Source organism: Kocuria sp. GQ42 (genome assembly GCF_059758435.1).
Window position 1 is genome coordinate 482747 of sequence record NZ_JCAXEN010000001.1, and the last position, 22387, is coordinate 505133.

At 73.2% G+C, this 22387-nt stretch carries 18 protein-coding genes; 8 read left to right on the plus strand and 10 right to left on the minus strand.

Annotated features, from left to right (window positions below):
* Positions 1-10: 10 nt before the first annotated feature.
* The 4 genes from hisN to AC6CH6_RS02260 form a co-directional block, all read right to left on the minus strand.
* Positions 11-808 carry a histidinol-phosphatase gene (hisN, locus tag AC6CH6_RS02245; RefSeq protein WP_017833662.1) on the minus strand — a complete coding sequence of 266 codons (798 nt, stop codon included), beginning with the start codon at positions 806-808 and terminating at the stop codon, positions 11-13.
* A 71-nt stretch (positions 809-879) separates the two neighbouring features.
* Positions 880-1989 carry a ribosome small subunit-dependent GTPase A gene (rsgA, locus tag AC6CH6_RS02250; RefSeq protein ID WP_017833663.1) on the minus strand — a complete coding sequence of 370 codons (1110 nt, stop codon included), beginning with the start codon at positions 1987-1989 and terminating at the stop codon, positions 880-882.
* The gene (gene aroA / locus AC6CH6_RS02255) at positions 1979-3358 is read right to left on the minus strand and encodes a 3-phosphoshikimate 1-carboxyvinyltransferase (protein WP_498254351.1); all 1380 of its coding nucleotides are present in this window, start codon (positions 3356-3358) and stop codon (positions 1979-1981) included. The genes rsgA and aroA overlap by 11 nt, the downstream gene beginning before the upstream one ends.
* 20 nt (positions 3359-3378) lie before the next feature.
* Positions 3379-3918 (minus strand): DoxX family membrane protein, encoded by a 540-nt coding sequence (locus tag AC6CH6_RS02260; RefSeq protein ID WP_017833665.1) that lies wholly within the window; start codon positions 3916-3918, stop codon positions 3379-3381.
* Between the two features lie 309 nt (positions 3919-4227).
* Here AC6CH6_RS02260 and AC6CH6_RS02265 point away from each other — a divergent pair, with 309 nt between their 5' ends.
* Complete coding sequence (locus tag AC6CH6_RS02265) at positions 4228-4896, plus strand: sigma-70 family RNA polymerase sigma factor (protein ID WP_035927301.1); 669 nt, start codon at positions 4228-4230, stop codon at positions 4894-4896.
* A gap of 2 nt (positions 4897-4898) precedes the next feature.
* Entirely contained in the window at positions 4899-5165 is a 267-nt protein-coding gene (gene rsrA / locus AC6CH6_RS02270; protein WP_133411264.1) for a mycothiol system anti-sigma-R factor, read from the plus strand.
* 114 nt (positions 5166-5279) lie between these two features.
* On the opposite strand, the gene AC6CH6_RS02275 is transcribed toward rsrA, so the two are convergent.
* From AC6CH6_RS02275 to AC6CH6_RS02285, 3 genes are all read right to left on the minus strand, one after another.
* Positions 5280-5354 (minus strand): 50S ribosomal protein bL37, encoded by a 75-nt coding sequence (locus AC6CH6_RS02275; RefSeq protein ID WP_095343185.1) that lies wholly within the window; start codon positions 5352-5354, stop codon positions 5280-5282.
* 136 nt (positions 5355-5490) lie between these two features.
* Entirely contained in the window at positions 5491-6090 is a 600-nt protein-coding gene (locus tag AC6CH6_RS02280) for a GDSL-type esterase/lipase family protein (protein ID WP_031283102.1), read from the minus strand.
* A 134-nt stretch (positions 6091-6224) separates the two neighbouring features.
* Positions 6225-10070: a multifunctional oxoglutarate decarboxylase/oxoglutarate dehydrogenase thiamine pyrophosphate-binding subunit/dihydrolipoyllysine-residue succinyltransferase subunit gene (locus AC6CH6_RS02285; RefSeq protein ID WP_498253884.1), complete on the minus strand. Its 3846-nt coding sequence runs from the start codon at positions 10068-10070 to the stop codon at positions 6225-6227.
* Between the two features lie 270 nt (positions 10071-10340).
* Here AC6CH6_RS02285 and guaB1 point away from each other — a divergent pair, with 270 nt between their 5' ends.
* From guaB1 to AC6CH6_RS02300, 3 genes are all read left to right on the plus strand, one after another.
* Positions 10341-11798, plus strand: a complete 1458-nt coding sequence (gene guaB1, locus AC6CH6_RS02290; RefSeq protein WP_017833670.1) for a GMP reductase — start codon at positions 10341-10343, stop codon at positions 11796-11798.
* Between the two features lie 194 nt (positions 11799-11992).
* Positions 11993-13354: a hemolysin family protein gene (locus tag AC6CH6_RS02295; RefSeq protein ID WP_133411262.1), complete on the plus strand. Its 1362-nt coding sequence runs from the start codon at positions 11993-11995 to the stop codon at positions 13352-13354.
* Positions 13351-14433 carry a hemolysin family protein gene (locus tag AC6CH6_RS02300; RefSeq protein WP_133411261.1) on the plus strand — a complete coding sequence of 361 codons (1083 nt, stop codon included), beginning with the start codon at positions 13351-13353 and terminating at the stop codon, positions 14431-14433. The genes AC6CH6_RS02295 and AC6CH6_RS02300 overlap by 4 nt, the downstream gene beginning before the upstream one ends.
* Before the next feature lie 75 nt (positions 14434-14508).
* Here the strand turns inward: AC6CH6_RS02300 and AC6CH6_RS02305 are convergent, their stop codons facing one another.
* Together AC6CH6_RS02305 and AC6CH6_RS02310 are read right to left on the minus strand one after the other, a co-directional pair.
* On the minus strand, positions 14509-15465 hold the full coding sequence (locus AC6CH6_RS02305) for a diacylglycerol kinase family protein (protein ID WP_498253885.1): 957 nt from the start codon (positions 15463-15465) through the stop codon (positions 14509-14511).
* Positions 15458-15889: a Fur family transcriptional regulator gene (locus tag AC6CH6_RS02310; RefSeq protein ID WP_017834399.1), complete on the minus strand. Its 432-nt coding sequence runs from the start codon at positions 15887-15889 to the stop codon at positions 15458-15460. Before AC6CH6_RS02310 ends, AC6CH6_RS02305 begins: the two co-directional genes overlap by 8 nt.
* Positions 15890-16002: 113 nt before the next feature.
* Between AC6CH6_RS02310 and AC6CH6_RS02315 the strand changes: the two genes are divergently transcribed.
* Both AC6CH6_RS02315 and AC6CH6_RS02320 read left to right on the plus strand, forming a co-directional pair.
* Positions 16003-16665, plus strand: a complete 663-nt coding sequence (locus AC6CH6_RS02315) for an MBL fold metallo-hydrolase (RefSeq protein WP_498253886.1) — start codon at positions 16003-16005, stop codon at positions 16663-16665.
* Positions 16666-16722: 57 nt separating this feature from the next.
* Complete coding sequence (locus tag AC6CH6_RS02320; RefSeq protein WP_017834401.1) at positions 16723-17151, plus strand: HIT family protein; 429 nt, start codon at positions 16723-16725, stop codon at positions 17149-17151.
* Positions 17152-17163: 12 nt separating this feature from the next.
* Here AC6CH6_RS02320 and hrpA read toward each other — a convergent pair whose 3' ends face one another.
* Positions 17164-21201 (minus strand): ATP-dependent RNA helicase HrpA, encoded by a 4038-nt coding sequence (gene hrpA / locus AC6CH6_RS02325; protein WP_498253887.1) that lies wholly within the window; start codon positions 21199-21201, stop codon positions 17164-17166.
* A 174-nt stretch (positions 21202-21375) separates the two neighbouring features.
* Between hrpA and AC6CH6_RS02330 the strand changes: the two genes are divergently transcribed.
* Positions 21376-22380 carry an ABC transporter substrate-binding protein gene (locus tag AC6CH6_RS02330; protein WP_133411257.1) on the plus strand — a complete coding sequence of 335 codons (1005 nt, stop codon included), beginning with the start codon at positions 21376-21378 and terminating at the stop codon, positions 22378-22380.
* Positions 22381-22387 lie beyond the last annotated feature (7 nt).

A 22387-nucleotide genomic window follows, 5' to 3' on the forward strand; every position in this document is an offset into this window, starting at 1 on the left:
CGCGGGCGGGTCAGGAGCCGGTCGCGAGCAGCCCCAGCACCTCGTCGTGCAGCAGGCCGTTGGTGGCCAGCGCATTGCCGCCGAAAGGCCCGGGCTCGCCCTCGAGGGACGTGAACCGGCCGCCGGCCTCCTCGACCACGGGCACCAGCGCGGCCATGTCGTGCAGGCTGAGCTCGGGCTCGCAGGCGATGTCCACGGCGCCCTCGGCGAGGAGGCAGTAGGACCAGAAGTCGCCGTAGGCCCGAGTCCGCCAGACCTCGTCGGTGAGCTCCAGGAAGCGCTCGCGCACCCCGCGGTCCCGCCACCCGGTGAGCGACGAGTAGGACAGCGAGGCGTCGGACAGCCGCCCGACCTGGGAGACGTGGATCCGCTGGGCGTTGGCCAGGGACTTGCCGGTGAACGCGCCCGTGCCGGCCGCCGCCCACCAACGGCGGCCGAGCGCCGGCGCGGAGACCACGCCGACCACCGGCCGGCCCTCGTCGACGAGGGCGATCAGGGTGGCCCACACCGGCACGCCGCGCACGAAGTTCTTGGTGCCGTCGATGGGGTCCACGACCCACTGCCGGGCGCCGCTGCCGGTGGCGCCGTACTCCTCGCCGATCACGGCGTCCCGGTTGCGCGCGCGCCCCAGCTGGGTGCGGATGAGCTGCTCGGCCTCGCGGTCGGCGTCCGTCACGGGGGTGAGGTCGGGCTTGGTCTCCACCGTGAGGTCCTGGGCCTTGAACCGGCGCATGGTCAGGCGGTCCACGGCGTCGGCCAGGATGTGGGCGAGGCGGAGGTCGTCGGTGTAGTTGCTGGGGCTGCGCATTGGTCCAACCTACCCCGAACCGCGGTCCCGGACCTGGTCGGGCGGGGGTGCGGGACCCCCTGCCCGGCGGCTCACTGGACGCCGAGCTCCTTGTCCTCGCGGGACTCCCCGGGGCGCTCCCCGGCCCCGAGCAGCCGGCGCAGGGAGACCAGCCGGGACTCGCCCGCCTCCCCGGCGCGGCCCTGCGCCACCCAGGCGTCCAGGGCGCAGCCGGGGGACGTCCCCGTGTGCCGGCAGCCCTTGGGGCACTCGGCGATCGCCTCGGCGAGCTCGTCGAAGGACTCCACGATCCGGTCGTGGTCCACGTGCGCCAGGCCGAACGAGCGGATGCCGGGGGTGTCGATGATCCAGGACCCGGGGGAGGCGTCCTCGATCTTCAGGGCGAGGGCCGACGACGACGTGTGCCGGCCCCGTCCGGTCACCGCGTTCACCCCGCCGGTGGCCCGGTCGGCGCCCGTGAGGGCGTTGACGAGGGTGGACTTGCCCACGCCGGAGTGGCCCAGCAGCACCGAGACGTGGCCGTCGAGACGCTCGCGCAGGGCCTCGACGAGCGCCGGGTCGAGGGGCAGCGTGGTCCCGTCGTCGTCGGCCGGGACGTCGCGGGCGGGGCCCGAGACGAGCACGGGCAGCTCGAGCGCCGTGTAGTGGGAGATCAGCTCGGCGGGGTCCCGCAGGTCGGTCTTGGTGATGCACAGCAGCGGTTCGATGCCGGCGTCGTAGGCGGCCACGAGGGAGCGGTCGATGAACCCGGTGCGGGGCTCGGGGTTGGCGGCGGCCACGACGACCACGAGCTGGTCGGCGTTGGCCACCACGACCCGCTCGACCGGGTCGGTGTCGTCCGCGCTGCGGCGCAGGACGGTGGAGCGCTCCTCGATCCGCACGAGGCGGGCCAGGCTGTCCGGGGCGCCGCTGACGTCGCCGACGAGGCCCACGAGGTCGCCCGCGACCACAGGCCGGCGGCGCAGCTCCCGGGCGCGCACGGCCACGACCAGCCGCTCCCCGGGGGTGTCCTCCTCGAGGATCGCGGTGTAGCGGCCGCGGTCCACGGTGACGATGCGGCCGGTGACGGCGTCCTCGTGCGCCGGCCGCTCCTTGGTGCGCGGGCGGGAGCCGGTCTTGCTGGGACGGACGCGCACGTCCGACTCGTCCCAGTCGCGCCGGACGGAGTCCCTACGCGTCACGGCTCGTGCCCGTGAGCTCCGCCCACAGCCGGGGGAACTCGGGGAGGGTCTTGGCGGTGGTCGCGATGTTCTCGACCCGGACGTCCGGGACCACGAGGCCGATCACGGCGCCGGCGGTGGCCATCCGGTGGTCCTCGTAGCTGTGGAACGTCCCGCCGTGCAGGGGGGCCGGCCGGATCAGCAGCCCGTCCGCGGTCTCCTCGGCGTCGCCGCCGAGCCGGTTGATCTCCGTGACGAGCGCGGCGAGCCGGTCGGTCTCGTGGCCGCGCAGGTGGGCGATGCCGCGCAGCCGCGAGGGCGTGCCGGCGACCGCGCACACGGCCGCGACGGTGGGCGCGAGCTCCCCGGCCTCGCCGAGGTCGAGGTCGACCCCGGTCACCGCGTCCGGGCCCGTGACGGTGAAGGTCCCGTCCGTGAGCTCCACCGCCGCGCCGAAGGCCGGGAGGATGTGCTTCCAGTGGTCGCCGCCCTGGGTGGTGCGGTCGGGCCAGCGGGGCACCGAGACCCGTCCGCCGGTCACCACGGCCGCGGCCAGGAAGGGGCCGGCGTTGGAGAGGTCCTGCTCGATGGTCACGTCGAAGGCCCGCACCGGCCCGGGGGAGACCCGCCACTCGTCGGGCACGGAGTCGTCCACGGAGACGCCGAGGCCGCGCAGCACCTCGACGGTCATCTCGACGTGCGGCATGGACGGCACACCGCGCCCCGAGCCGTCGGCGCTGCGGTGGCGCAGCACGAGCCCGTCGTCGAACCGGGCGCCCGCGAGCAGCAGGGCCGAGACGAACTGGCTCGAGCCGGTGGCGTCGATCTCCAGCTCCCCGCCGTGCACGCCGCCGGTGCCGTGCACGGTGAAGGGCAGCCGGCCCCGGCCGTCGTCCCCGACCCGCAGGCCGAGCGCGCGCAGGGCGTCGATCACCGGTCCCATGGGGCGCACCCGGGCGCCCGGGTCGCCGTCGAAGGTGACGGGACACCGTGCGAGGGCGGCGACCGGCGGCACGAAGCGCATCACGGTCCCGGCCAGCCCGCACTCGACCGTGACCGGCTCGGTGGCGTCCCACGGGGCGGGCTCGACGAGCAGGTCGGGGCCGAAGCCGCCGTCCCCGGCCACCTCCTCGACGCGGGCCCCCAGGGCCCGCAGGGCCTCGACCATCAGCCGCGAGTCGCGGGAGTGCAGGGGCGAGCGCAGCCGGCACGGACCGTCCGCCAGGGCGGCGAGCAGCAGGTACCGGTTGGTGAGGGACTTCGAGCCCGGCACCGTCAGCTCGGCGACGACGGGACGGGGCCCGACGAACGGAGCCGGCCACAGCTCGTGCTGCGGGGCCGGCTCCGCGGCGCCGGGACGGGCTGCGGGGGCGGAGGACTCCGACGGCATCACGACAGGGGGACCGGGGCCTAGCCCTGCTTGACGGCGTGCTGAAGGGCCTTCTCGGCCTTGGCCACCTGCTTCTGGGTGTCCTTGCCCAGCTTGGAGGCGTTCTTGCGGACGTCCCCGGCGAGGTGCTCGGCACGCCACAGCAGGGACGGGTTGCCCTCGGTGTCCACGGCGGCGAGCATGACGGCGCCCACCAGGGAGGAGTTCTTGAAGGCGGTGGAGCGGCGGGCGGCCTTCTGCTCCGGGGTGCTCGCCTCCGCGGCGCGGTAGTCGGCGTAGGCGTTGAGCGCGGTGGTGGTGACGAGCACGCCGGCCGAGAGGCGGGGCAGCTTGCCCAGCCCGAAGAGCACGGCGGCGCCGAGCTGCGCCGCGGCCAGGCCCTGGGCCACCACGGCGTGGTTCTGCAGCGCGGGTCCGGCCTGGGGGAAGGCCTTCGTGGCGGCGGAGATCGCCGGGGCGAGGTGCTGGGCGGCCTGGGACGAGTTGCGGAAGCTCTCCACCCCGTTGGCGACGTAACCGGTGGCCAGCAGCGGGCGGGCGATGCGACGGACGATGCTCATGGGTTCCTCCTCGGCGGCAGACGGTACCGCGGGGCTGTGTCGGGCGGGTCTGGATCGGCGGACGGCGCCGCTCGTCCCATCCTAGCCACGGGGACCGCGCCCGGGGCGAGCACGGGCCGGGCGCGGTGGGAATAGGTGCGACGGTGACACCCGTTGTGCAGGACAGCGGCCGCCCCGTCCGGGGCAGGCCACCGGCACAGGTTTTCGAAGGGACCCGCACGGCGGGGGAGAGGAGCAGCCATCACCGCCCCCACGAGCGTTCTCGAGCCCGCCCCGGCCCGCACGCGCGTCCCCGTAGACTGGTCCGTGATGAACGAGCAGAACCAGCAGGGGGCCGCCCCCCAGCGCACCGAGCCGCCCGTCGACGTCGAGACCGAGTCCCCCGAGGACCGGAAGGCGCGCTTCGAGCAGGACGCCATGGAGTACGTGGACCAGCTCTACGCCGCCGCCCTGCGCATGGCTCGCAATCCGGCCGACGCCGAGGACCTCGTGCAGGAGGCCTACACGAAGGCGTTCTCCGCGTTCCACCAGTACAAGCCCGGCACGAACCTCAAGGCGTGGCTGTACCGCATCCTCACGAACACGTACATCAACCTCTACCGCAAGCGGCAGCGCGAGCCGCTGCAGGCGAACACCGACACCGTCGAGGACTGGCAGCTGCACCGCGCCGAGTCCCACACGTCCTCGGGGCTGCGCTCCGCGGAGGTAGAGGCGCTGGACCACCTGCCGGACAGCGACGTCAAGCGCGCCCTGCAGGAGCTGCCCGAGGAGTTCCGGCTGGCGGTGTACTTCTCCGACGTGGAGGGCTTCGCCTACAAGGAGATCTCCGAGATCATGGACACGCCGATCGGGACGGTGATGTCCCGCCTGCACCGCGGGCGGAAGCTGCTGCGCGAGAAGCTCGCCGACTACGCCGCCGAGCGCGGCTTCGACACGTCCAGGGTGACCGGCGACAAGAAGAAGGAAAAGGACAAGTAGACATGGCCGACTGCGAGAGCCTCGGATGCTGCACGGACGAGAGGATCCGCCTGATCTACGAGTACCTCGACGGGGTGCTCCCGGCGGAGGACCTCGACGAGATCCACGGCCACCTCCTCGAGTGCCCGGAGTGCGCCCGCGAGTACGACCTGGAGTGCGTGATCCGCTCCGTGGTCCGGCGGTCCTGCGCGGAGACCGCGCCCGCCGACCTGCGGGTCTCGATCCTCGCCCGGCTGCACGGCGCGCGCCAGGACCCGCCCGCCGCCTGAGCGCGGCGCCCCGGCTCCCGCACGGCAGGACCCCCGGGCACACGGAAGGGCCCCGGACCGCGTCAGCGGTCCGGGGCCCTTCCGTCACGGCGTCGCCGGGGTCCGGGAAGGACCTCAGGCGTTGGGGCGCTTGCCGTGGTTGGCGCCGCCCTTGCGGCGGTCCTTGCGCTTGCGTCCGCGCTTGCTCATGCGAGCCTCCTGTCTGTCCGCGGTCGCCCGCGGCGGATCGTGGGTGTCGGCGTCCGTTCCCGCGTGGTCTGGTGATGTCAGCGGCGGCCGGACGAGGCACTGCCCGCCATTCTCTCACACGCGGGACGGCCGGGGCTCACCGGGGCTCGGGCAGGTCCAGCCAGTCGTACCAGCCGCGGTGCAGGACGAGCCACGCCATCAGCCCGTAGCCGGCCTGGCCGGGGTGTCCGTGGTTGGCCGCGAGGTCCTTGCGCCACTGCTCGTGGTGCTGCAGCGGGTTGAACGTGTCCACGTAGACGTGGTTGCGCCGGGTCGTGACGTCCGCGTAGGCGGCCGAGAGGTCCGCGATCCGGCGGTTGCGCTCGGCGTCCATCGTGGGCGGGGGGCCGACCACGAGGACCCGCACGTTGTGCTGGGAGGCGGTGTCGATGATGTTGGCCATGTTCAGCCGGGAGCGCGCGCTCGTGATGGACAGGTCGATGTCCAGGGTGGAGGGCGCGATGACCAGGCGGTTGTCGTGGCCCGGGGAGAAGCGGCGGGCCGCCTCCTCGAACCAGCGCTCGTTGAGCGACTCGCTGCCCTCGCCGGGCGCCGCCAGGTTGTAGGCGGACACGGGGGCCACGTGGTGCGGGGTCCGGGCCATGACCCGCCCGAACCAGCCGAGGCCCCGGGGGTCGCCCTCGCCGGCCAGCAGCTCGTCACCGACTGCGACAATTCTGATCCTTCGTTGCTCCACGTCGTTCTTTCTGGTCGGGGGTGCGGGATGTCGGGGGGACGAGCGGCGCCGGCCCGTGGGCACGGGCCGGCGCCGGACTCGCTGGGGACGTGCGGGAGGGCAGGGGCACGGGCCCCCGCCCTCCCGGGACGGGCTCAGTCGCGCTCGAAGGCCGTCTGCACCAGGGTCTCGAGCTCTGCCGCGTGGCGCTTGGCCGAGCCGTTGGCCGGGGACGCGGACGCGGGGCGGGAGGCGAGCCGGACCGGCCGGTCGAGCTGCGGCAGGAGGTTGACCGCCATGAACGGCCAGGCGCCCTGGTTGGCGGGCTCGTCCTGCGCCCACGTGAGGCGGGCCTCGGGGTACTTGCCGAGCTCCTCCCGGATCTCCGCGAGGGGCAGCGGGTACAGCTGCTCCACGCGCACGATCGCCGTCCTCCGGTCCTGGCGCTCCTCGCGGGCCGCGGCGAGGTCGTAGTAGAGCCGGCCGGAGACCAGCACCACGTCGGTGACCTCGGAGGCCTCGAGCCCCGCCTGGTCGCCGATCACCGGGCGGAACGCGCCGGAGGTGAACTCCTCGATCGGGGAGGCCGCCGCCTTGAGGCGCAGCAGCTGCTTCGGCGTGGCCACCACCAGCGGCTTGCGCGGGCGGCTGTAGGCCTGCCGGCGCAGCAGGTGGAAGTGGTTCGACGGCGTCGAGGGGTTGGCCACGACCATGTTCTTCTCGGCGCACAGCGTCAGGAAGCGCTCGATCCGGGCCGAGGAGTGGTCCGGGCCCTGCCCCTCGAAGCCGTGCGGCAGGAGCATGACCAGCGACGAGCGCTGGCCCCACTTCTGCTCCGCGGAGGAGATGAACTCGTCCAGGATGATCTGGGCGCCGTTGACGAAGTCGCCGAACTGGGCCTCCCACACGGTCAGGGCGTCCGGGCGCTCCACGGAGTAGCCGTACTCGAAGCCCAGCACGCCGTACTCGGACAGCAGCGAGTTGTAGATCGCCAGCTGCGCCTGGTTCCCGGAGAGGTGGTTGAGCGGGGTCCACTCCGCGCCGGTGCCGGAGTCGTAGAACACGGCGTGGCGCTGCGTGAACGTGCCGCGCCGGACGTCCTGGCCGCTCATCCGGACCGGGATGCCCTCCATCATGAGGGAGCCGAAGGCCATGAGCTCGCCCATGCCCCAGTCCACGCCGCCCTCGCGGGTCATCGCCTCGCGGCGCTCGAGGAGCTTGCGCAGCTTCTTGTGCACGGCGAAGTCCTCGGGGGCCTCCACGTGCACCGCGCCGATCCGCTGGGCGGCCTCGGTCGAGATGGCCGTGGTGCGGGGGATCGAGACCCCGGAGTCCGCCTGCTGGGCGGAGGGCCGCTCGATGTTCGAGATCGCGGCGGAATCCCCGGTGACCAGCGGGATGGAGGACGTCTGCGCCTCGTGCGTCTCGGCGAAGACCCGCTCCAGGCGCTCCTGGTAGTCCTTCAGCGCCCGGTCGGCCTCCTCCTGGGTGATGTCGCCGCGGCCCACGAGGTTCTCGGTGTAGATCTTGCGGGTCGAGCGCTTCTCCTCGATGAGGTTGTACATCAGCGGCTGGGTCATCGAGGGGTCGTCGCCCTCGTTGTGGCCGCGGCGCCGGTAGCACACGAGGTCGATGATGACGTCCTTGTGGAACGTCTGCCGGTACGCGAACGCCATCTGGCCCACGTGCGTGACGGCCTCGGGGTCGTCGGCGTTGACGTGGAAGATCGGCGCCTGGAGGCCCTTGGCGATGTCCGTCGCGTAGGTGGTGGACCGGGCCGCGGCGGGCGCGGTGGTGAAGCCCACCTGGTTGTTCACGACCACGTGGACGGTGCCGCCCACGGTGTAGCCGGGCAGCAGCGCCATCTGCAGGACCTCCGCCACCACGCCCTGGCCCGCGAAGGCCGCGTCGCCGTGCACCTGGATGGGCAGCACCGGGAACGTGCCGTCGCCCTCGGGCCCGGCGCCCAGGACGTCGGTCTTGGCCCGGGCGATGCCCTCGACGACCGGGTCGGCGGCCTCGAGGTGGGACGGGTTCGCGGCGAGGTAGACCTGGGTCTCGTTGCCGTTGTCGGAGGTGAAGGAGCCCTCCGTGCCGAGGTGGTACTTCACGTCGCCGGAGCCCTCGGTGGTGCGCGGGTCCTGGCTGCCCTCGAACTCGCGGAAGACCTGGGCGTAGGACTTGCCGGCGATGTTGGTGAGCACGTTGAGCCGGCCGCGGTGGGCCATGGCGATGCCGACGCCGGCGAGCCCGGCGTCGGCGGCGTCGGAGATGATCTCGTCCAGCAGCGGGATCAGGGACTCGCCGCCCTCGAGGGAGAAGCGCTTCTGGCCCACGTACTTGGTCTGCAGGAACGTCTCGAACGCCTCGGCGGCGTTGAGCCGGCCCAGGATGCGGAACTGCTCCTCGCGGCTGGGCTTCTGGTAGCCGTGCTCGAGCTGGTCCTGGAACCACTCGCGCTCCTCCGGCTCCTGCAGGTGCATGTACTCCACGCCGAGGGTGCGGCAGTAGGCGTCCCGCAGCCGGCCCAGGATGGTGCGCAGGCTCAGCACGTCCGCGCCGCCGAAGCCGCCGGTGGGCCACTCGCGCTCCAAGTCCCACAGGGACAGCCCGTAGGTGCGGATGTCGAGGTCCGGGTGCTTGCGCATCACGTACTCGAGCGGGTTGGTGTCCGCCATGAGGTGGCCGCGGACCCGGTACGCGTGGATGAGCTGCTGGATCCGGGCGACCTTGTTGACCTGGATCTCGGGGTTGACCTGGTTGTCCACGGCCCAGCGCACGGGCTCGTAGGGGATCCGCAGGGCCTCGAAGATCTCGTCGTAGAAGTCGTCCCCGCCCAGCAGGTAGGACTCGATGAGGCGCAGGAACTCACCGGAGCCCGCACCCTGGATCACACGGTGGTCGTAGGTGGAGGTCAGGGTGATGATCTTCGAGACCGCGTGCCGCGCGATGGTCTTGGGGGAGGAGCCCCGGTACTCGGCGGGGTGGTCGAGCGCGCCCACGCCGACGATGCAGGCCTGGCCCTTGGACAGCCGCGGCACGGAGTGGACGGTGCCGATGCCGCCCGGGTTGGTCAGGGACACCGTGGTGCCCTGGTAGTCCTCCATGGTCAGCTCGTTGGCGCGCGCGCGGCGGACGACGTCCTCGTACGCGTTCCAGAACTGCATGAAGGACATGGCCTCGGCGCCCTTGATGTTCGGCACCACGAGGTTGCGCGAGCCGTCCTTGTTCGGGATGTCGATGGCGATGCCGAAGTTGACGTGGGCGGGGTGCACCGCCACGGGCTTGCCGTCCTGCTCGTCGTAGACGACGTTCTGGGACGGGTAGTTGGCCAGCGCCTTGATCACGGCGTAGCCGATCAGGTGCGTGAAGGACACCTTGCCGCCGCGGTTGCGGGAGAGGTGGCTGTTGATCACGATCCGGTTGTCGATCAGCAGCTTCGCCGGGACGGCGCGGACCGTGGTGGCGGTGGGGACGGTGAGGGACGCGTCCATGTTGGCGGCCACGGCCTTCGCCGGCCCGCGCAGCTTGACGACCTTGTCCTCGGCCGGCGCGTCGTGGTTGGGGGCCGTGGCGCGGGCGCGGGCGGGCTGGGCCGGAATGGGCTTCTTGGCGTCCGAGGCCTCGGTCTCACCCTGGTCGGTCTCGGGCCGGCCCTCGGCCTTGGCACCGGACCTGGTGGGCGCGGGCGGCGTGGCGGGCTTCGCCGCCGGGGCGGGGGAGGTGCGGGCGGCGGTGCGCTGGGCCGCGGGCGGCTGGGGGGCGGCGGCGGCCTTGGGCTGCGCGGGGGCGGCCGCCGGGGCCGCCTTCGGCGCCGGGGCCTGCGCGGCGCCCGCCGGCTCCGCGGCGGTGCTGCTGTCCGCGCTCATCGACTCGAAGATCGGCCACCACTTCTCGTCCACCGAGTTCTTGTCCGTCCGGTACTTCTCGAACAGTTCGTCGACGAGCCACTCGTTACCTGCGAATTCTTCAGGGATGGGGTGCTGTGGCTGATGTGGCACGGGGAATACGCCTCTTCCATGGTTGATCGCGTGGAGGCCGTCTGCCCGGTCTCCACAGTGTCGGTCCCGGCAGCGTCCGGACCCGCCGCCGGTGTTCCTCGCCGGCCGTCTCCCGTGACAGCCGGCGGCGTCCGCCTCCGGAACCTGCCGGACGGTCGTCGACCGGGCGCGGCCGTACCTCCGGCGAGTCTAGTGATCCGCGCGGCGGCATGGCTAGTCCGCGGCCCCGCCCCGGGGCGCGTGTCGCGGGCCCCGGCTAGACTGGCGCGCGTGCGATTTCTCAACACCCCCACGTCCGACCTGACCTACAGCGACGTCTTCCTCGTCCCCTCGAGCTCCCGGGTCACCTCCCGGTTCGACGTCGACCTCACCCCGCGCGACGGCACGGGCGCCACCGTGCCGCTGGTGGCCGCGAACATGACCGCCGTGACCGGGCGCCGGATGGTCGAGACGCTGGCCCGCCGCGGCGGTCTGGGCATCCTGCCGCAGGACATCCCGCTCGACGTCATCGCGGACGTCACGTCCTGGGTCAAGGAGCGCTCGCCGCGCTTCGAGACCCCCGTGGTCCTCGGGGACGAGGACACCGTCCACGACGCCCTGGGCATCATGCACAAGCGGCCCCACGGCGCCGTGGTGGTGTGCGGTCCGGGGCGGGCCTACCGCGGGGTGGTGCTCGCGGCCGACTGCGCCGAGGTGGACCGCTTCACCCAGCTCGGTTCGATCATGCGCACCGACGCCCCGGTGTTCACCCTGGCGGAGGTCCGCGCCGGGTCCGGCGACGACGTCCTCGCCGCCGCCTACGACCGGCTCGCGCAGACCCGCGCCCACGTGGCGCCGGTGCTCGACGGCGACACGGTCGTGGGCGTGCTGACCCGCAAGGGCACGGTCCGCTCCACGATCTACACCCCCGCCCTGGACGGCGCGGGCCGGCTCCGGGTGGGCGCCGCCGTGGGCATCAACGGGGACGTCCGGGGCAAGGCCCGGGCGCTGCTCGACGCCGGCGTGGACGTGCTCGTGGTGGACACCGCCCACGGCCATCAGCGCAAGATGGTGGAGGCCCTCGAGCTGGTCCGCGCGGCGGCCCCCGACGTGCCCGTCGTGGCGGGCAACGTGGTCACCGCCGACGGCGTCCAGGACCTCGTCGACGCCGGCGCGGACATCGTGAAGGTCGGCGTGGGCCCCGGTGCGATGTGCACCACCCGGATGATGACCGCCGTGGGCCGGCCGCAGTTCTCCGCCGTGCTCGAGTGCGCCGAGGCCGCCGCCGGGCTGGGCCGGCACGTCTGGGCGGACGGCGGCGTGAAGCACCCCCGGGACGTCGCCCTCGCCCTGGCGGCCGGGGCCAGCCAGGTCATGGTGGGCTCCTGGTTCGCCGGCACCCACGAGGGCCCGGGCGAGCTGAACGTGGACGCCGACGGCCGCATGTACAAGGAGAGCTTCGGCATGGCCTCGACCCGCGCCGTTCGCGAGCGCACCCGCGGCGAGGGCGCCTTCGCCCGGGCCCGCAAGGGACTCTTCGAGGAGGGCATCTCCAGCTCCAAGATGTACCTCGACCCCGAGCGCCCCGGCGTCGAGGACCTCGTGGACCAGATCACCGCGGGCGTGCGCAGCTCCATGACCTACGCGGGCGCCACGACCCTGGAGCAGTTCGCGGCCCGGGCCGTGGTCGGCATCCAGTCCGCGTCCGGCTACGAGGAGGGCAGGGCGCGCCCCGTCAGCTGGTCCTGAACCGGCGCCGGAGGGCTCCCGCTCCGGTACCCTGGAGCTCTCATGGACTCGTTCAGTAGTTGCCGGCCCGGCCGCGGCGCCCCCCGCCGCGGCCCCCGAGCCGGCTCGCCCACCGTCCCCCGCTCCGCCCCCGGCCGCCCGGCCGCCGACCGCCCCGTTCCCGCCCGGCGGGCCGCCGCGGGAGGCCGCTCCTGATGGAATGGCTGCTCCTGGCGGCGGGCCTGCTCCTCATCCTCGGCACGGGCTTCTTCGTGGCCGTGGAGTTCTCCCTCGTGGCCCTCGACCAGACCACGGTGCGCCGGGCGATCGCCGAGGGCGACCGCGCGGCGGAACCGCTGCTGAAGTGCCTCAAGTCCCTGTCCACGCAGCTCTCCAGCTGCCAGTTGGGGATCACGCTGACCACCCTGCTCACCGGCTACACCCTGGACCTGTCGCTCCAGTCCTTCCTGCGGGAACCGATCGCCGAGCTCACCGGCCTGTCCGTGGCGGCCGCCGGGGGAGCGACCCTGGCGCTGTCGATGCTCATCTCCACGCTGCTGTCCATGCTGCTGGGCGAGCTCGTGCCCAAGAACTGGGCCATCGCGGAGGCGTTCCGGGTGGGGCGGCTGGTCGCCCGTCCCCAGCTCGTGTTCACCGCGGTGTTCAAGCCGTTCGTCGTCACCCTCAACGGCGTGGCCAACCGGGTCCTGCACCTGTTCGGGATGGAGGCCAAGGAGGAGCTCTCGGGCGCGCGCTCGCCGGAGGAGCTGTCCTCGATGGTCCGCCGCTCCGCGAAGATGGGCACCCTGGACGCCGGCACCGCCGCGTTCGTCGCGAAGACCCTCACCTTCGCCGAGCGCACGGCCGCGGACGTCATGACGCCCCGGATCCGCGTGCAGATGCTCGACTCCCACGAGTCCGTCGCGGACGTCGTGGCCGTCGCCTCCCGCACCGGGCACTCCCGCTTCCCCGTGATGGACGACTCCCCGGACGACGTCCGCGGGGTGGTCCACGTCAAGAAGGCCGTGGCCGTGCCGTCGGAGCGCCGCGCCGCCCTCGAGTGCGGGGCGATCATGGAGGACGTCCTGCGCGTGCCCGAGACCGTCCACCTCGACTCCCTGCTCGTGCAGCTGCGCTCCGGCGGGCTCCAGATGGCCGTCGTCGTCGACGAGTGGGGCGGCACCGCCGGCGTCGTGACCCTCGAGGACCTCGTGGAGGAGGTGGTCGGGGAGGTCTCCGACGAGCACGACCGGCTCAGCCTCGGCGCGCTGCAGTCCGCGGCGGGCGAGTGGTACTTCCCCGGGCTGATGCGCCCCGACGAGGTCTCCGAGCAGATCACCGAGCTCGACATCGAGGACGGTCCCGCCTACGAGACCATGGGCGGGTTCATGATGGACCGGCTCGGGCAGGTCCCGAAGCCCGGGGACGTGGTCCCGGTGCAGGGCGGCGTGCTCGAGGTCGCCCGGATGGAGGGGCGCCGCGTGGACCGCATCCGGTTCGTGCCCGCACCGGCCGAGCCCGAGGACGCCCCCGCAGGGGCCCGCGAGAGCGGCGCACGAGAGGAGGACGCACGATGAGCGACTGGGCAGGCCTCGCGTGGCTCGTGGTGCTCCTGGCGGGCAACGCCTTCTTCGTGGGCGGCGAGTTCGCCGTCATGTCCGCGCGGCGCAGCCAGATCGAGCCGCTGGCCGAGGAGGGCAACAAGCGGGCCCGGACCGCGCTGTACGCGATGGAGCACGTGTCCCTCATGCTGGCCTGCTGCCAGCTGGGCATCACCGTGTGCTCGCTGCTGATCCTCAACATCTCCGAGCCGGCGCTGCACCACATCGTCTCCGGCCCGCTGGTCCACCTCGGCGTGCCGGCCGAGGTCGCCGACGTCAGCGGGTTCCTCACGGCCCTGCTCGTGGTCACCTTCCTGCACGTGGTGTTCGGCGAGATGGTGCCGAAGAACATGTCGGTGTCCGCCGCGGACCGCGCCGTGCTGCTGCTGGCGCCCCCGCTCGTGTTCGTCTCCCGCATGGTCAAGCCGGTGATCGCCACGCTGAACTGGGCGGCGAACCACGTCCTGAAGCTCATGGGGATCGAACCGAAGGACGAGGTCTCCTCGACCTTCACCCTGGACGAGCTCCAGTCCATCGTGGCGGAGTCCACGAAGGAGGGCACGGTGGCGGACCAGACGGGCCTGCTGTCCGGCGCGCTCGAGTTCTCGTCCAAGCGCACCGCCGACGTGATGGTGCCGCTGCACCAGCTCGTCACGCTGCCCGAGGACGCCTCCGCGGCGGACGTCGAGAAGGCGGTGGCCCGCACAGGCTTCTCCCGCTTCGCCCTCACGGAGGACGACGGCGAGCTCAACGGCTACCTGCACATCAAGGACGTGCTCTCGATCCCGGAGAGCCGCTACAACGAGCCGGTGCCGGTGACCCGGGTGCGCTCGCTGGCGAACCTGCGTCCCGGGATCGAGATCGACGACGCGCTGGCGGCGATGCAGCGCACGGGCTCGCACCTGGCGCGCGTGGTCGACGCCGGCGGGCAGACCCTGGGCGTGCTGTTCCTCGAGGACGTCATCGAGGAGCTGGTGGGCGAGATCCGGGACACCACCCAGGACCGGCGGCAGCGCCGCGGGGACCGGGTGGACACCTCGGAGCCGCCGCGCTGAACGGCCGGCGCCCGCCGCGGGGACTCCCGCGGCGGGCGGCGCCGGGCGCCCGGGGCGCCGCGACCGGGCCCCGGCTCAGGCCAGGACGCGGACCGCCGCGGGGAGCACGTCCACGCGCACGGGCAGCGGGCCGAGGCGCTCCCCGTCCGCGTAGACGGTGACGTCCGGGGCGTCCACGGCCACGGCGCGGACCCGTTCGATCCGCACGCTCTCCAGCGCCACGTGCCGGCCCGAGAACAGCCGGGGGAACAGGAGCAGGAACCGGGCCCGGCCCAGGGGCGCCACGGTGAACAGCTCCAGCAGCCCGTCGTCCGCCCGGGCGTCGGGCACGATCCGCAGGCCGCCCCCGATCGACGACGTGTTGGCGACGTTCAGCAGGACCCCGTCCCGGCGCTCCGTGCGGCGCCGGCCGCCGGCGTCCTCGATCTCGAGCCGGTAGTGGACGGTGCGCAGCCGCGCGATCTCCACCAGGACGGCCAGCAGGTAGCGGGAGGAGCCGGCCGGGCGCAGCCACCGGTTGGCCCGCTCGTTGACCACGGCGTCGAAGCCCGCGCACAGGGCGGTCGCGAAGCAGGACGTGCGGCCGTCCGCGAAGCGCACCCGGCCCACGTCGAGGCGGCGGGCCCGGGGGTCGTCGAGCCGGCGCAGGATCCGTCCGGCCGCGGCCACCGGGTCCCGGAACGGCACGCGCAGGTGGCGGGCCAGGTCGTTGCCGGTCCCGCACGGCACCACGCCCAGCGGGACGTCGACGCCCTGCGCGGCGAGCTCCACGAGCACGCCGAGGCCGGCCTGGACCATCCCGTCCCCGCCCACGACCACGAGCGCCCGGGTGGTGAGGGCGTGCGCCCGGAGCCGGTCGCGCACCAGCCCCACCAGGGTGCCGAGGTCCGCGGCGGAGAGCACCACGGCCTCGTCGCCGCCGGTCCGCAGGAGCTCCGCGGCCCGGTGGGCGTCCTCGAGGGCACGGCCGCGGCCGGCGCACGGGTTGACCGCCAGGACGAAGACGCCGCGGGACGGGCCCGGCTCAGCCATCGGCCCGCCGCGCCGCGCAGGCGGCGCACAGGCCGGTGATCTCGACCGTGTGGTCCACCTCGGTGAAGCCGTGGGCGGCGGCGGTGCGCCCGGCCCACTCCTCGACCGCGGGGGCCTCGAGCTCCACGGCGGCGCCGCAGCGGCGGCACACCAGGTGGTGGTGGTGGTGCTCGGCGGCGCAGCGGCGGTAGATCGCCTCGCCGTCGTCGCTGCGCAGGACGTCCAGCTCGCCGAGCTCGGACATCGACTGCAGGATCCGGTAGGTCGTGGCCAGGGAGACGGAGTCGCCGCGCTCCCGCAGCAGGGCGTGCAGGTCCTGCGTGGAGATGAAGTCCTCCAGGGACGCGAGCGCCCGCGCGACGGCGCGGCGCTGCCGGGTGTTGCGGACCTCCCCGGCGCTCCCCCCGCTGGTTCTCACGCTCACGCCTCGTCCTCTCGTCGCTGGTGCCCGGCCCGGGCACCAGCTTAACAAGGACCGCGCGGAACGTGCCCCGCCGGCCGGTGGGACCCGTGAGGACCCGGGGTTAGGGTGGGCCCATGGAGCTCATCAAGTACACCCACTCGTGCGTGCGGCTCGAGAACGAGGGCAGGGTTCTGGTGATCGACCCGGGCAAGTTCTCCGGACGGGAGGAGCTGGCGGAGGCCCTCGACGGGGCCGACGTCCTGCTCGTCACGCACGAGCACCCGGACCACCTCGACCCCGAGCCGGTGCACGCGCACCTCCGGGCGCACCCGGAGGTGCAGGTGTACGCCCCGGCCACGGTGGCCGCGGGGCTCCGGGAGGCCCTGGGGGAGGGCCACGCGATCCACGACGCCGAGCCCGAGACCGTGCTGGAGCTCGAGGGCTTCACCGTGCGGACGTTCGGCGGCCAGCACGCCCTGATCCACACGCTCATCCGCACCGTGGACAACATCGGCTACCTGGTCGAGGACACGGTCTACCACCCCGGCGACTCGCTGGTGGTCCCGCACGGGCTCTCCGCCCCCGTGCTCCTGGCGCCGATCCACGCGCCGTGGAACAAGCTGGCGGAGGTCGTCGACTTCGTGGTGTCCGTGCGCCCCGAGCGGGTCTTCCAGATCCACGACGGTCTGCTCTCCGACAACGGCCTCGGCGTGATCGAGGGCCAGCTCACCTCGTTCGCCGCCAAGTACGGCGCCGAGTACCGCCACCTCGCCGCCGGCGAGCGCGTCGTCCTGTAGCCGCGGGTCCGCCCGGCCCGCCGACCGCACCCGACCCACCACCGAAAGGGAGCACCTGTGAGCACCGTCTTCACGAAGATCATCGAGGGGGAGATCCCCGGCCGTTTCGTCTGGCAGGACGAGCGCTGCGTCGGCTTCCTGTCGATCGACCCGCTCGCGCAGGGCCACACGCTCGTGGTCCCGCGCGAGGAGCACGACCACTGGGTCGACCTGCCGGAGGACCTGGCGGCGCACCTGATGGTGGTCTCCCAGCGCATCGGGCGGGCCATCGACGCCGTCTGGCGTCCGGCGCGGGTGGGCCAGATGATCCAGGGCTTCGAGGTCCCGCACACCCACGTGCACGTGTGGCCGGCGGAGACGGTCGAGCAGTTCCAGTTCGTCAACGTGCTCCGCGACCCGGACCCCGCCTGGATGGACGAGGCCGCGGAGCGGATCCGGGCCGCCCTCGTCGAGGCCGGGCACGGGTCCGCCGTGCCGCAGGCCTGACCCGCCGCCGGGTCAGGCCCGGGCGGCCCCGAGGGCGTCCTTGAGGGCCTTGCGGATCCGCTTCTCCGAGACGGTGTGGGCGGTGCCCAGCTCCTGGGCGAACAGCGAGACCCGCAGCTCCTCGATCATCCAGGCCACCCGGCGCAGCTCGTCCGGGACCGGGGCATGCGGCGGCAGGGCGTCCAGCGCGGCGTCGTAGTCGTCCTCGAGCTTCTGCACGGCGAGCATCCCGACCGTGTCCCGCTGCAGGTGGCCGGCGAGCTTCTCGAGCCGCACCTCCATCGCCCGCACGTAGCGGGGCAGGTGCTGGAGCTGGTCGTAGCCGGTGGCGGCGACGAAGCCCGGGTGCACGAGGTGCTCCAGCTGGGCCTTGACGTCGTTGAGCGAGTTCACCGCGGCGAGCGAGGACGACCGCTTGAGCTGCTTGCGGATCCGGGCGGCCCCGGAGAGCACCTGCTCCACGAGCGCGGTGACCTGGAAGACGGTGTCGATGAGCTCGGCCCGCACGTGCTCGTGCAGCGCGTCGAACTCCGCCCGGGTGAAGGGGGGCTCGGGCGGCGTGAGCTTGTCGATCGCCGCGACCGTGCAGTCCGCGATGAGCTCGGTCACCGACCCGTGCGGGTTCTGCGTGAAGACCAGCTTCTCCCGGTTGTTGAGGTGCTCCAGCACGTACCGCTCGGGGGAGGGGATGCGCAGCTGCAGCAGCGTGATCACCCCGCGGCGCTGGGCGGCCCGCTGCTCGGCGGCGGAGGACAGGATGCGCACGGCCACCGTGGCCTCCCGGCCGGAGTGCCGGCTCCCCGCGGCCCGGGGGCGCTCGGGGACGAGCGCCGGCCACCCGGTGATCCGCTGGCCCGCCACCGTCGTCTCCACGCTGCGCGGCAGGTCCTCCTCGGGCCACGCCGTCAGCCCCGAGCGCTCGAGCGCCGGCGGGGCCGGCGCCGCGTCCGGGGGCCGGGGGGCGGGGGATCGCGGGCCGTTCCGGGCGGGGCCGCCGGCCGGGGCGCCGGGGGCCGCGCCGGGCACCGCGCCGAGGGACTCGGCCAGGGCGGCACGGATCTCGTCGTGCAGCTCCGCCCGGAGCGCCTCGAGGTCCTCGCCCTCGCCCAGCACCCGGTTGCGGCGGTCCCGCACCTCGAAGCGCATCCGCAGGTGGGCCGGGACGGCCTCCCAGTTCCAGGAGCCCGGCGGGACCACGTGGCCCTTGAGCCGGCGCAAAACCAGCTCCAGGGAGGGCTCGAGGGCGTCGACGGCGGGGTCGAAGTCGGCGTCGAGCATCGCCACCGCCTGGCGGGCGACGTCGGGGGCGGGCACGAAGTTGCGGCGCACGGCCTTCGGCAGGGACTTGATGAGCGCGGTGACGAGCTCGGTGCGGAACCCGGGGATCTGCCACCGGAACTGCTCGGGGTCCAGCTGGTTGAGGAACAGCACGGGCACGCGCACGGTCACGCCGTCCGCCTGGTCGGAGCCCGGGGCGAACTCGTAGGCGAGGTCCAGCACCAGCTCCCCGTCCCGGGTGCGCCGGACCCACTGGCGCGGGTAGAGCGACTCGTCGTAGCCGCCGGCCTCCTCGGCGATCAGGTCCTCGGGGTCCAGGTCCAGGAGGTGCTCGTCCTGCTGGCGGGCCTTCTTCCACCACGCGTCGAAGTGCCGTGCCGAGAATACGGACTCGGGGATCCGGGCGTCGTAGAACGCGAACAGGGCCTCGTCGTCGATCCGCAGGTCCTTGCGGCGCAGCCGGTTCTCGAGCTCCTCGACCTCGGCCAGGCGCTTGCGGTTGCGCGCCCAGAACCGGTGCCGGGTCTGCCAGTCGCCCTCCACGAGGGCGTGGCGGAGGAACAGCTCCCGCGCCAGGGCGGGGTCCACCCGCCAGAAGTTGATCCGGCGCTGGGCCACGACGGGCACGCCGTAGAGGGTGACCTTCTCGTAGGCCATCACGGATCCCTGCGCGCGGGACCAGTGGGGCTCCGAGACGCTGCGCTTGACCAGGTGCGGGGCCAGCTCCTCGACCCACAGCGGGTCGATCGCGGCGTTGACGCGGGCCCACAGCCGGGAGGTCTCCACGAGCTCGGCGGACATGACCCAGTCGGGGGACTTCTTGAACAGGTTGGAGCCCGGGAAGACGGCGAACCGCGAGCCGCGGGCGCCCTGGTACTCCCGCTTGCGCTCGTCCTTGAGCCCGATGTGGCTGAGCAGCCCCGCCAGCAGCGAGACGTGGATCTCCCGCTCCTTCCCGGAGGGGTCCACCTCGCGGCCCTTGCCGACCCGGATGCCGACCTGCTGGCCCATCTGGCGCAGCTGGGCGTAGAGGTCCTGCCACTCCCGGATGCGCAGGAAGTTCAGGTGCTCCCGCCGGCACAGCTTCCGGAACTGCGTCGAGGAGAGCTCCTCCTGCTGCTCCTGCACGTAGCGCCACAGCAGCAGCCAGCTCGTGAAGTCGGAGTTCTCGTCGAAGAACCGCTTGTGCAGCTCGTCCGCCTGCTGCCGCTTCTCCAGGGGGCGCTCGCGGGGGTCCTGGACGGTCAGCGCCGCCGCGAGAACCATGACCTCCCGGGCGCAGCCCCGCCGGTCCGCCTCCACGATCATCCGGCCCAGCCGCGGGTCCACCGGCAGCTGCGCCAGCTGCCGGCCCACCGTGGTCAGGGGCCCGCCGCGGGCGTCGTCGTCCCGCCCGCCCCGCGGGGACGCGCCCCGCGGCTCCTTGAGGGCGCCCAGCTCCCGGAGCAGGGCCACGCCGTCCTTGACGGCCCGGGACTCCGGCGGCTCCACGAAGGGGAAGCGCTCGATGTCCCCGGGCTCCTTGACGACCCCCACCGAGGTCATCTGCAGGATCACGGCCGCCAGGGACGTGCGCAGGATCTCGGGGTCGGTGAACTCCGGGCGGGAGAGGTAGTCCTCCTCCGAGTACAGCCGGATGCAGATGCCGTCCGAGACGCGCCCGCAGCGCCCCGCCCGCTGGTTCGCGGAGGCCTGGGAGATCCGCTCGATCGGGAGGCGCTGCACCTTGGTCCGCGCCGAGTAGCGCGAGATGCGGGCCGTGCCCGGGTCGATCACGTACTTGATGCCGGGGACGGTCAGCGACGTCTCGGCCACGTTGGTGGCCAGCACGATCCGGCGGCGGCCCGACGGCGCGAACACCCGGTGCTGCTCCGCCATGGACAGCCGTCCGAACAGGGGCAGGATCTCGGCGTCGGCCAGGCCCCGGACCCGTTTCAGGGTGCCCTGCAGCGCCTCCTGGGCGTCGCGGATCTCCCGCTCGCCGGCGAAGAAGATCAGGATGTCCCCGGGCGGCTCCGCGGAGAGCTCCTCGACGGCGTCGCACACGGCGTCGATCGGGTCCCGGTCCTCGTCCTCCAGCCCGTCGCCGGCGTCCTCGGCGTCCTGGCCGCCGTCCCCGGAGCGCGGCTGGGCCAGCGGGCGCCAGCGGATCTCCACCGGGTACGTGCGGCCCGAGACCTCGATGACCGGGGCCCGCCCCGGCTCGTCGTCCTCGGCCGCCTCCGGCGCGAAGTGCCGGGCGAAGCGCTCGGGGTCGATCGTGGCCGAGGTGATGATCACCTTCAGGTCCGGGCGCCGGGGCAGGATCCGCCGGAGGTAGCCCAGCAGGAAGTCGATGTTGAGGGAGCGCTCGTGGGCCTCGTCGATGATGATCGCCGAGTACTTCTGCAGCAGGCGGTCGTGCTGGATCTCGGCGAGCAGGATGCCGTCCGTCATCAGCTTGACCCGTGAGTCCGCGCCCACCTCGGAGGTGAAGCGCACCTGGTAGCCGACCGTGCCGCCGATCTTCTCGCCGAGCTCCGAGGAGATGCGCTCCGCGACCGAGCGCGCGGCGATCCGCCGCGGCTGGGTGTGGCCGATCAGGCCGCGCTCGCCCAGGCCGAGCTCGAGGCACATCTTGGGGATCTGGGTCGTCTTGCCGGACCCGGTCTCGCCGGCGATCACGACCACCTGGTGCGCGGCGATCGCGCCCATGATGTCCTCGCGGCGCGCGGAGACCGGGAGGTTCTCGGGGTAGACGATGGTTCGGGGGCTGCTCAGGGATGCTGACATGACCTCCCGATCCTACCGGGGACGCGGGCCGCGGAGGGCCCGGTCCCGGTGGACGATCGGGCACCGCCGACACGCCGTCGGAGCCGTTATGTCACCACTTGTGAGCTGCCTCTCATTTTGTGACCGAACGGAAGGTAATATCGCTGACACCACTCGTTCCCGAAAGGACCCACCATGAAGCGACTGTTCCCGATGACGGCGGCCCTCGCCTCCACCGCCCTGCTGCTCACGGCCTGCGGCGGCTCCGACACCGAGCCCGCCGGCGGCGGGGGCGGCGGCGAGGCCGCCGAGGAGGCCACCGTCGGGATCAGCCAGTTCGTGGAGCACCCCTCGCTCGACTCCGCCCGGGAGGGCTTCCTCGCCGCGCTCGAGGAGGGCGGCTACACGGAGGGGGAAAACCTCACCGTCGACCTCCAGAACGCCTCCGGGGACCAGGGCACCTCCACCAGCATCGCCTCCAACATGGCGTCCTCGGACGCGGACCTCGTCCTGGCGATCGCGACGCCGTCCGCCCAGGGCCTGGCCCAGTCGGTCACCGACCGCCCGGTGCTGTTCACGGCCGTCACCGACCCGGTCGAGGCCGGGCTGGTCGACTCCCTCGAGAGCCCCGGCGGCAACGTCACCGGGACCACCGACATGAACCCGGTCGCCGAGCAGATCGCGCTGATCAAGCAGCTCGACCCGGCGGCGGAGTCCGTGGGCATCATCTACAGCTCGGGCGAGACCAACTCCCAGGTCCAGGTGGACCTCGCGAAGGAGGCCGCCGCGGAGGAGGGGCTGGAGGTCGTCGAGAAGTCGGTGACCAACACCTCCGAGGTGGCCCAGGCCGCCGAGTCCCTGGACACCGACGCCATCTACGTGCCCACCGACAACAAGGTGGTCTCCGGCCTCGAAGCCGTGATCTCCGCCGCCGAGTCCAAGCAGATCCCCCTGATCGCCGGTGAGGGCGACTCCGTGGAGCGCGGCGCCCTCATCACCCAGGGCCTGGACTACGAGCAGCTCGGCCGCCAGACCGGCGAGATGGCCGTGCGCATCCTCAAGGAGGGCGGGGACCCCGCCTCCATGCCCGTCGAGTCCCAGGAGGACACGCAGCTGATCATCAACCTGCAGGCCGCCGAGCGGATGGGCGTGGAGGTCCCCCAGGAGCTCCAGGACTCCGCCGACCAGGTCATCGAGTAGTCCCGGG

What these genes read in the sequence shown, in the direction of transcription:
- hrpA (WP_498253887.1), bottom strand. Translation starts at nt 21,201, where the DNA reads ATGTCAGCATCCCTGAGCAGCCCCCGAACCATCGTCTACCCCGAGAAC.
- AC6CH6_RS02265 (WP_035927301.1), top strand. Translation starts at nt 4,228, where the DNA reads ATGAACGAGCAGAACCAGCAGGGGGCCGCCCCCCAGCGCACCGAGCCG.
- AC6CH6_RS02330 (WP_133411257.1), top strand. Translation starts at nt 21,376, where the DNA reads ATGAAGCGACTGTTCCCGATGACGGCGGCCCTCGCCTCCACCGCCCTG.
- AC6CH6_RS02315 (WP_498253886.1), top strand. Translation starts at nt 16,003, where the DNA reads ATGGAGCTCATCAAGTACACCCACTCGTGCGTGCGGCTCGAGAACGAG.
- AC6CH6_RS02300 (WP_133411261.1), top strand. Translation starts at nt 13,351, where the DNA reads ATGAGCGACTGGGCAGGCCTCGCGTGGCTCGTGGTGCTCCTGGCGGGC.
- rsrA (WP_133411264.1), top strand. Translation starts at nt 4,899, where the DNA reads ATGGCCGACTGCGAGAGCCTCGGATGCTGCACGGACGAGAGGATCCGC.
- hisN (WP_017833662.1), bottom strand. Translation starts at nt 808, where the DNA reads ATGCGCAGCCCCAGCAACTACACCGACGACCTCCGCCTCGCCCACATC.
- AC6CH6_RS02305 (WP_498253885.1), bottom strand. Translation starts at nt 15,465, where the DNA reads ATGGCTGAGCCGGGCCCGTCCCGCGGCGTCTTCGTCCTGGCGGTCAAC.
- AC6CH6_RS02260 (WP_017833665.1), bottom strand. Translation starts at nt 3,918, where the DNA reads ATGAGCATCGTCCGTCGCATCGCCCGCCCGCTGCTGGCCACCGGTTAC.
- aroA (WP_498254351.1), bottom strand. Translation starts at nt 3,358, where the DNA reads ATGCCGTCGGAGTCCTCCGCCCCCGCAGCCCGTCCCGGCGCCGCGGAG.
- AC6CH6_RS02295 (WP_133411262.1), top strand. Translation starts at nt 11,993, where the DNA reads ATGGAATGGCTGCTCCTGGCGGCGGGCCTGCTCCTCATCCTCGGCACG.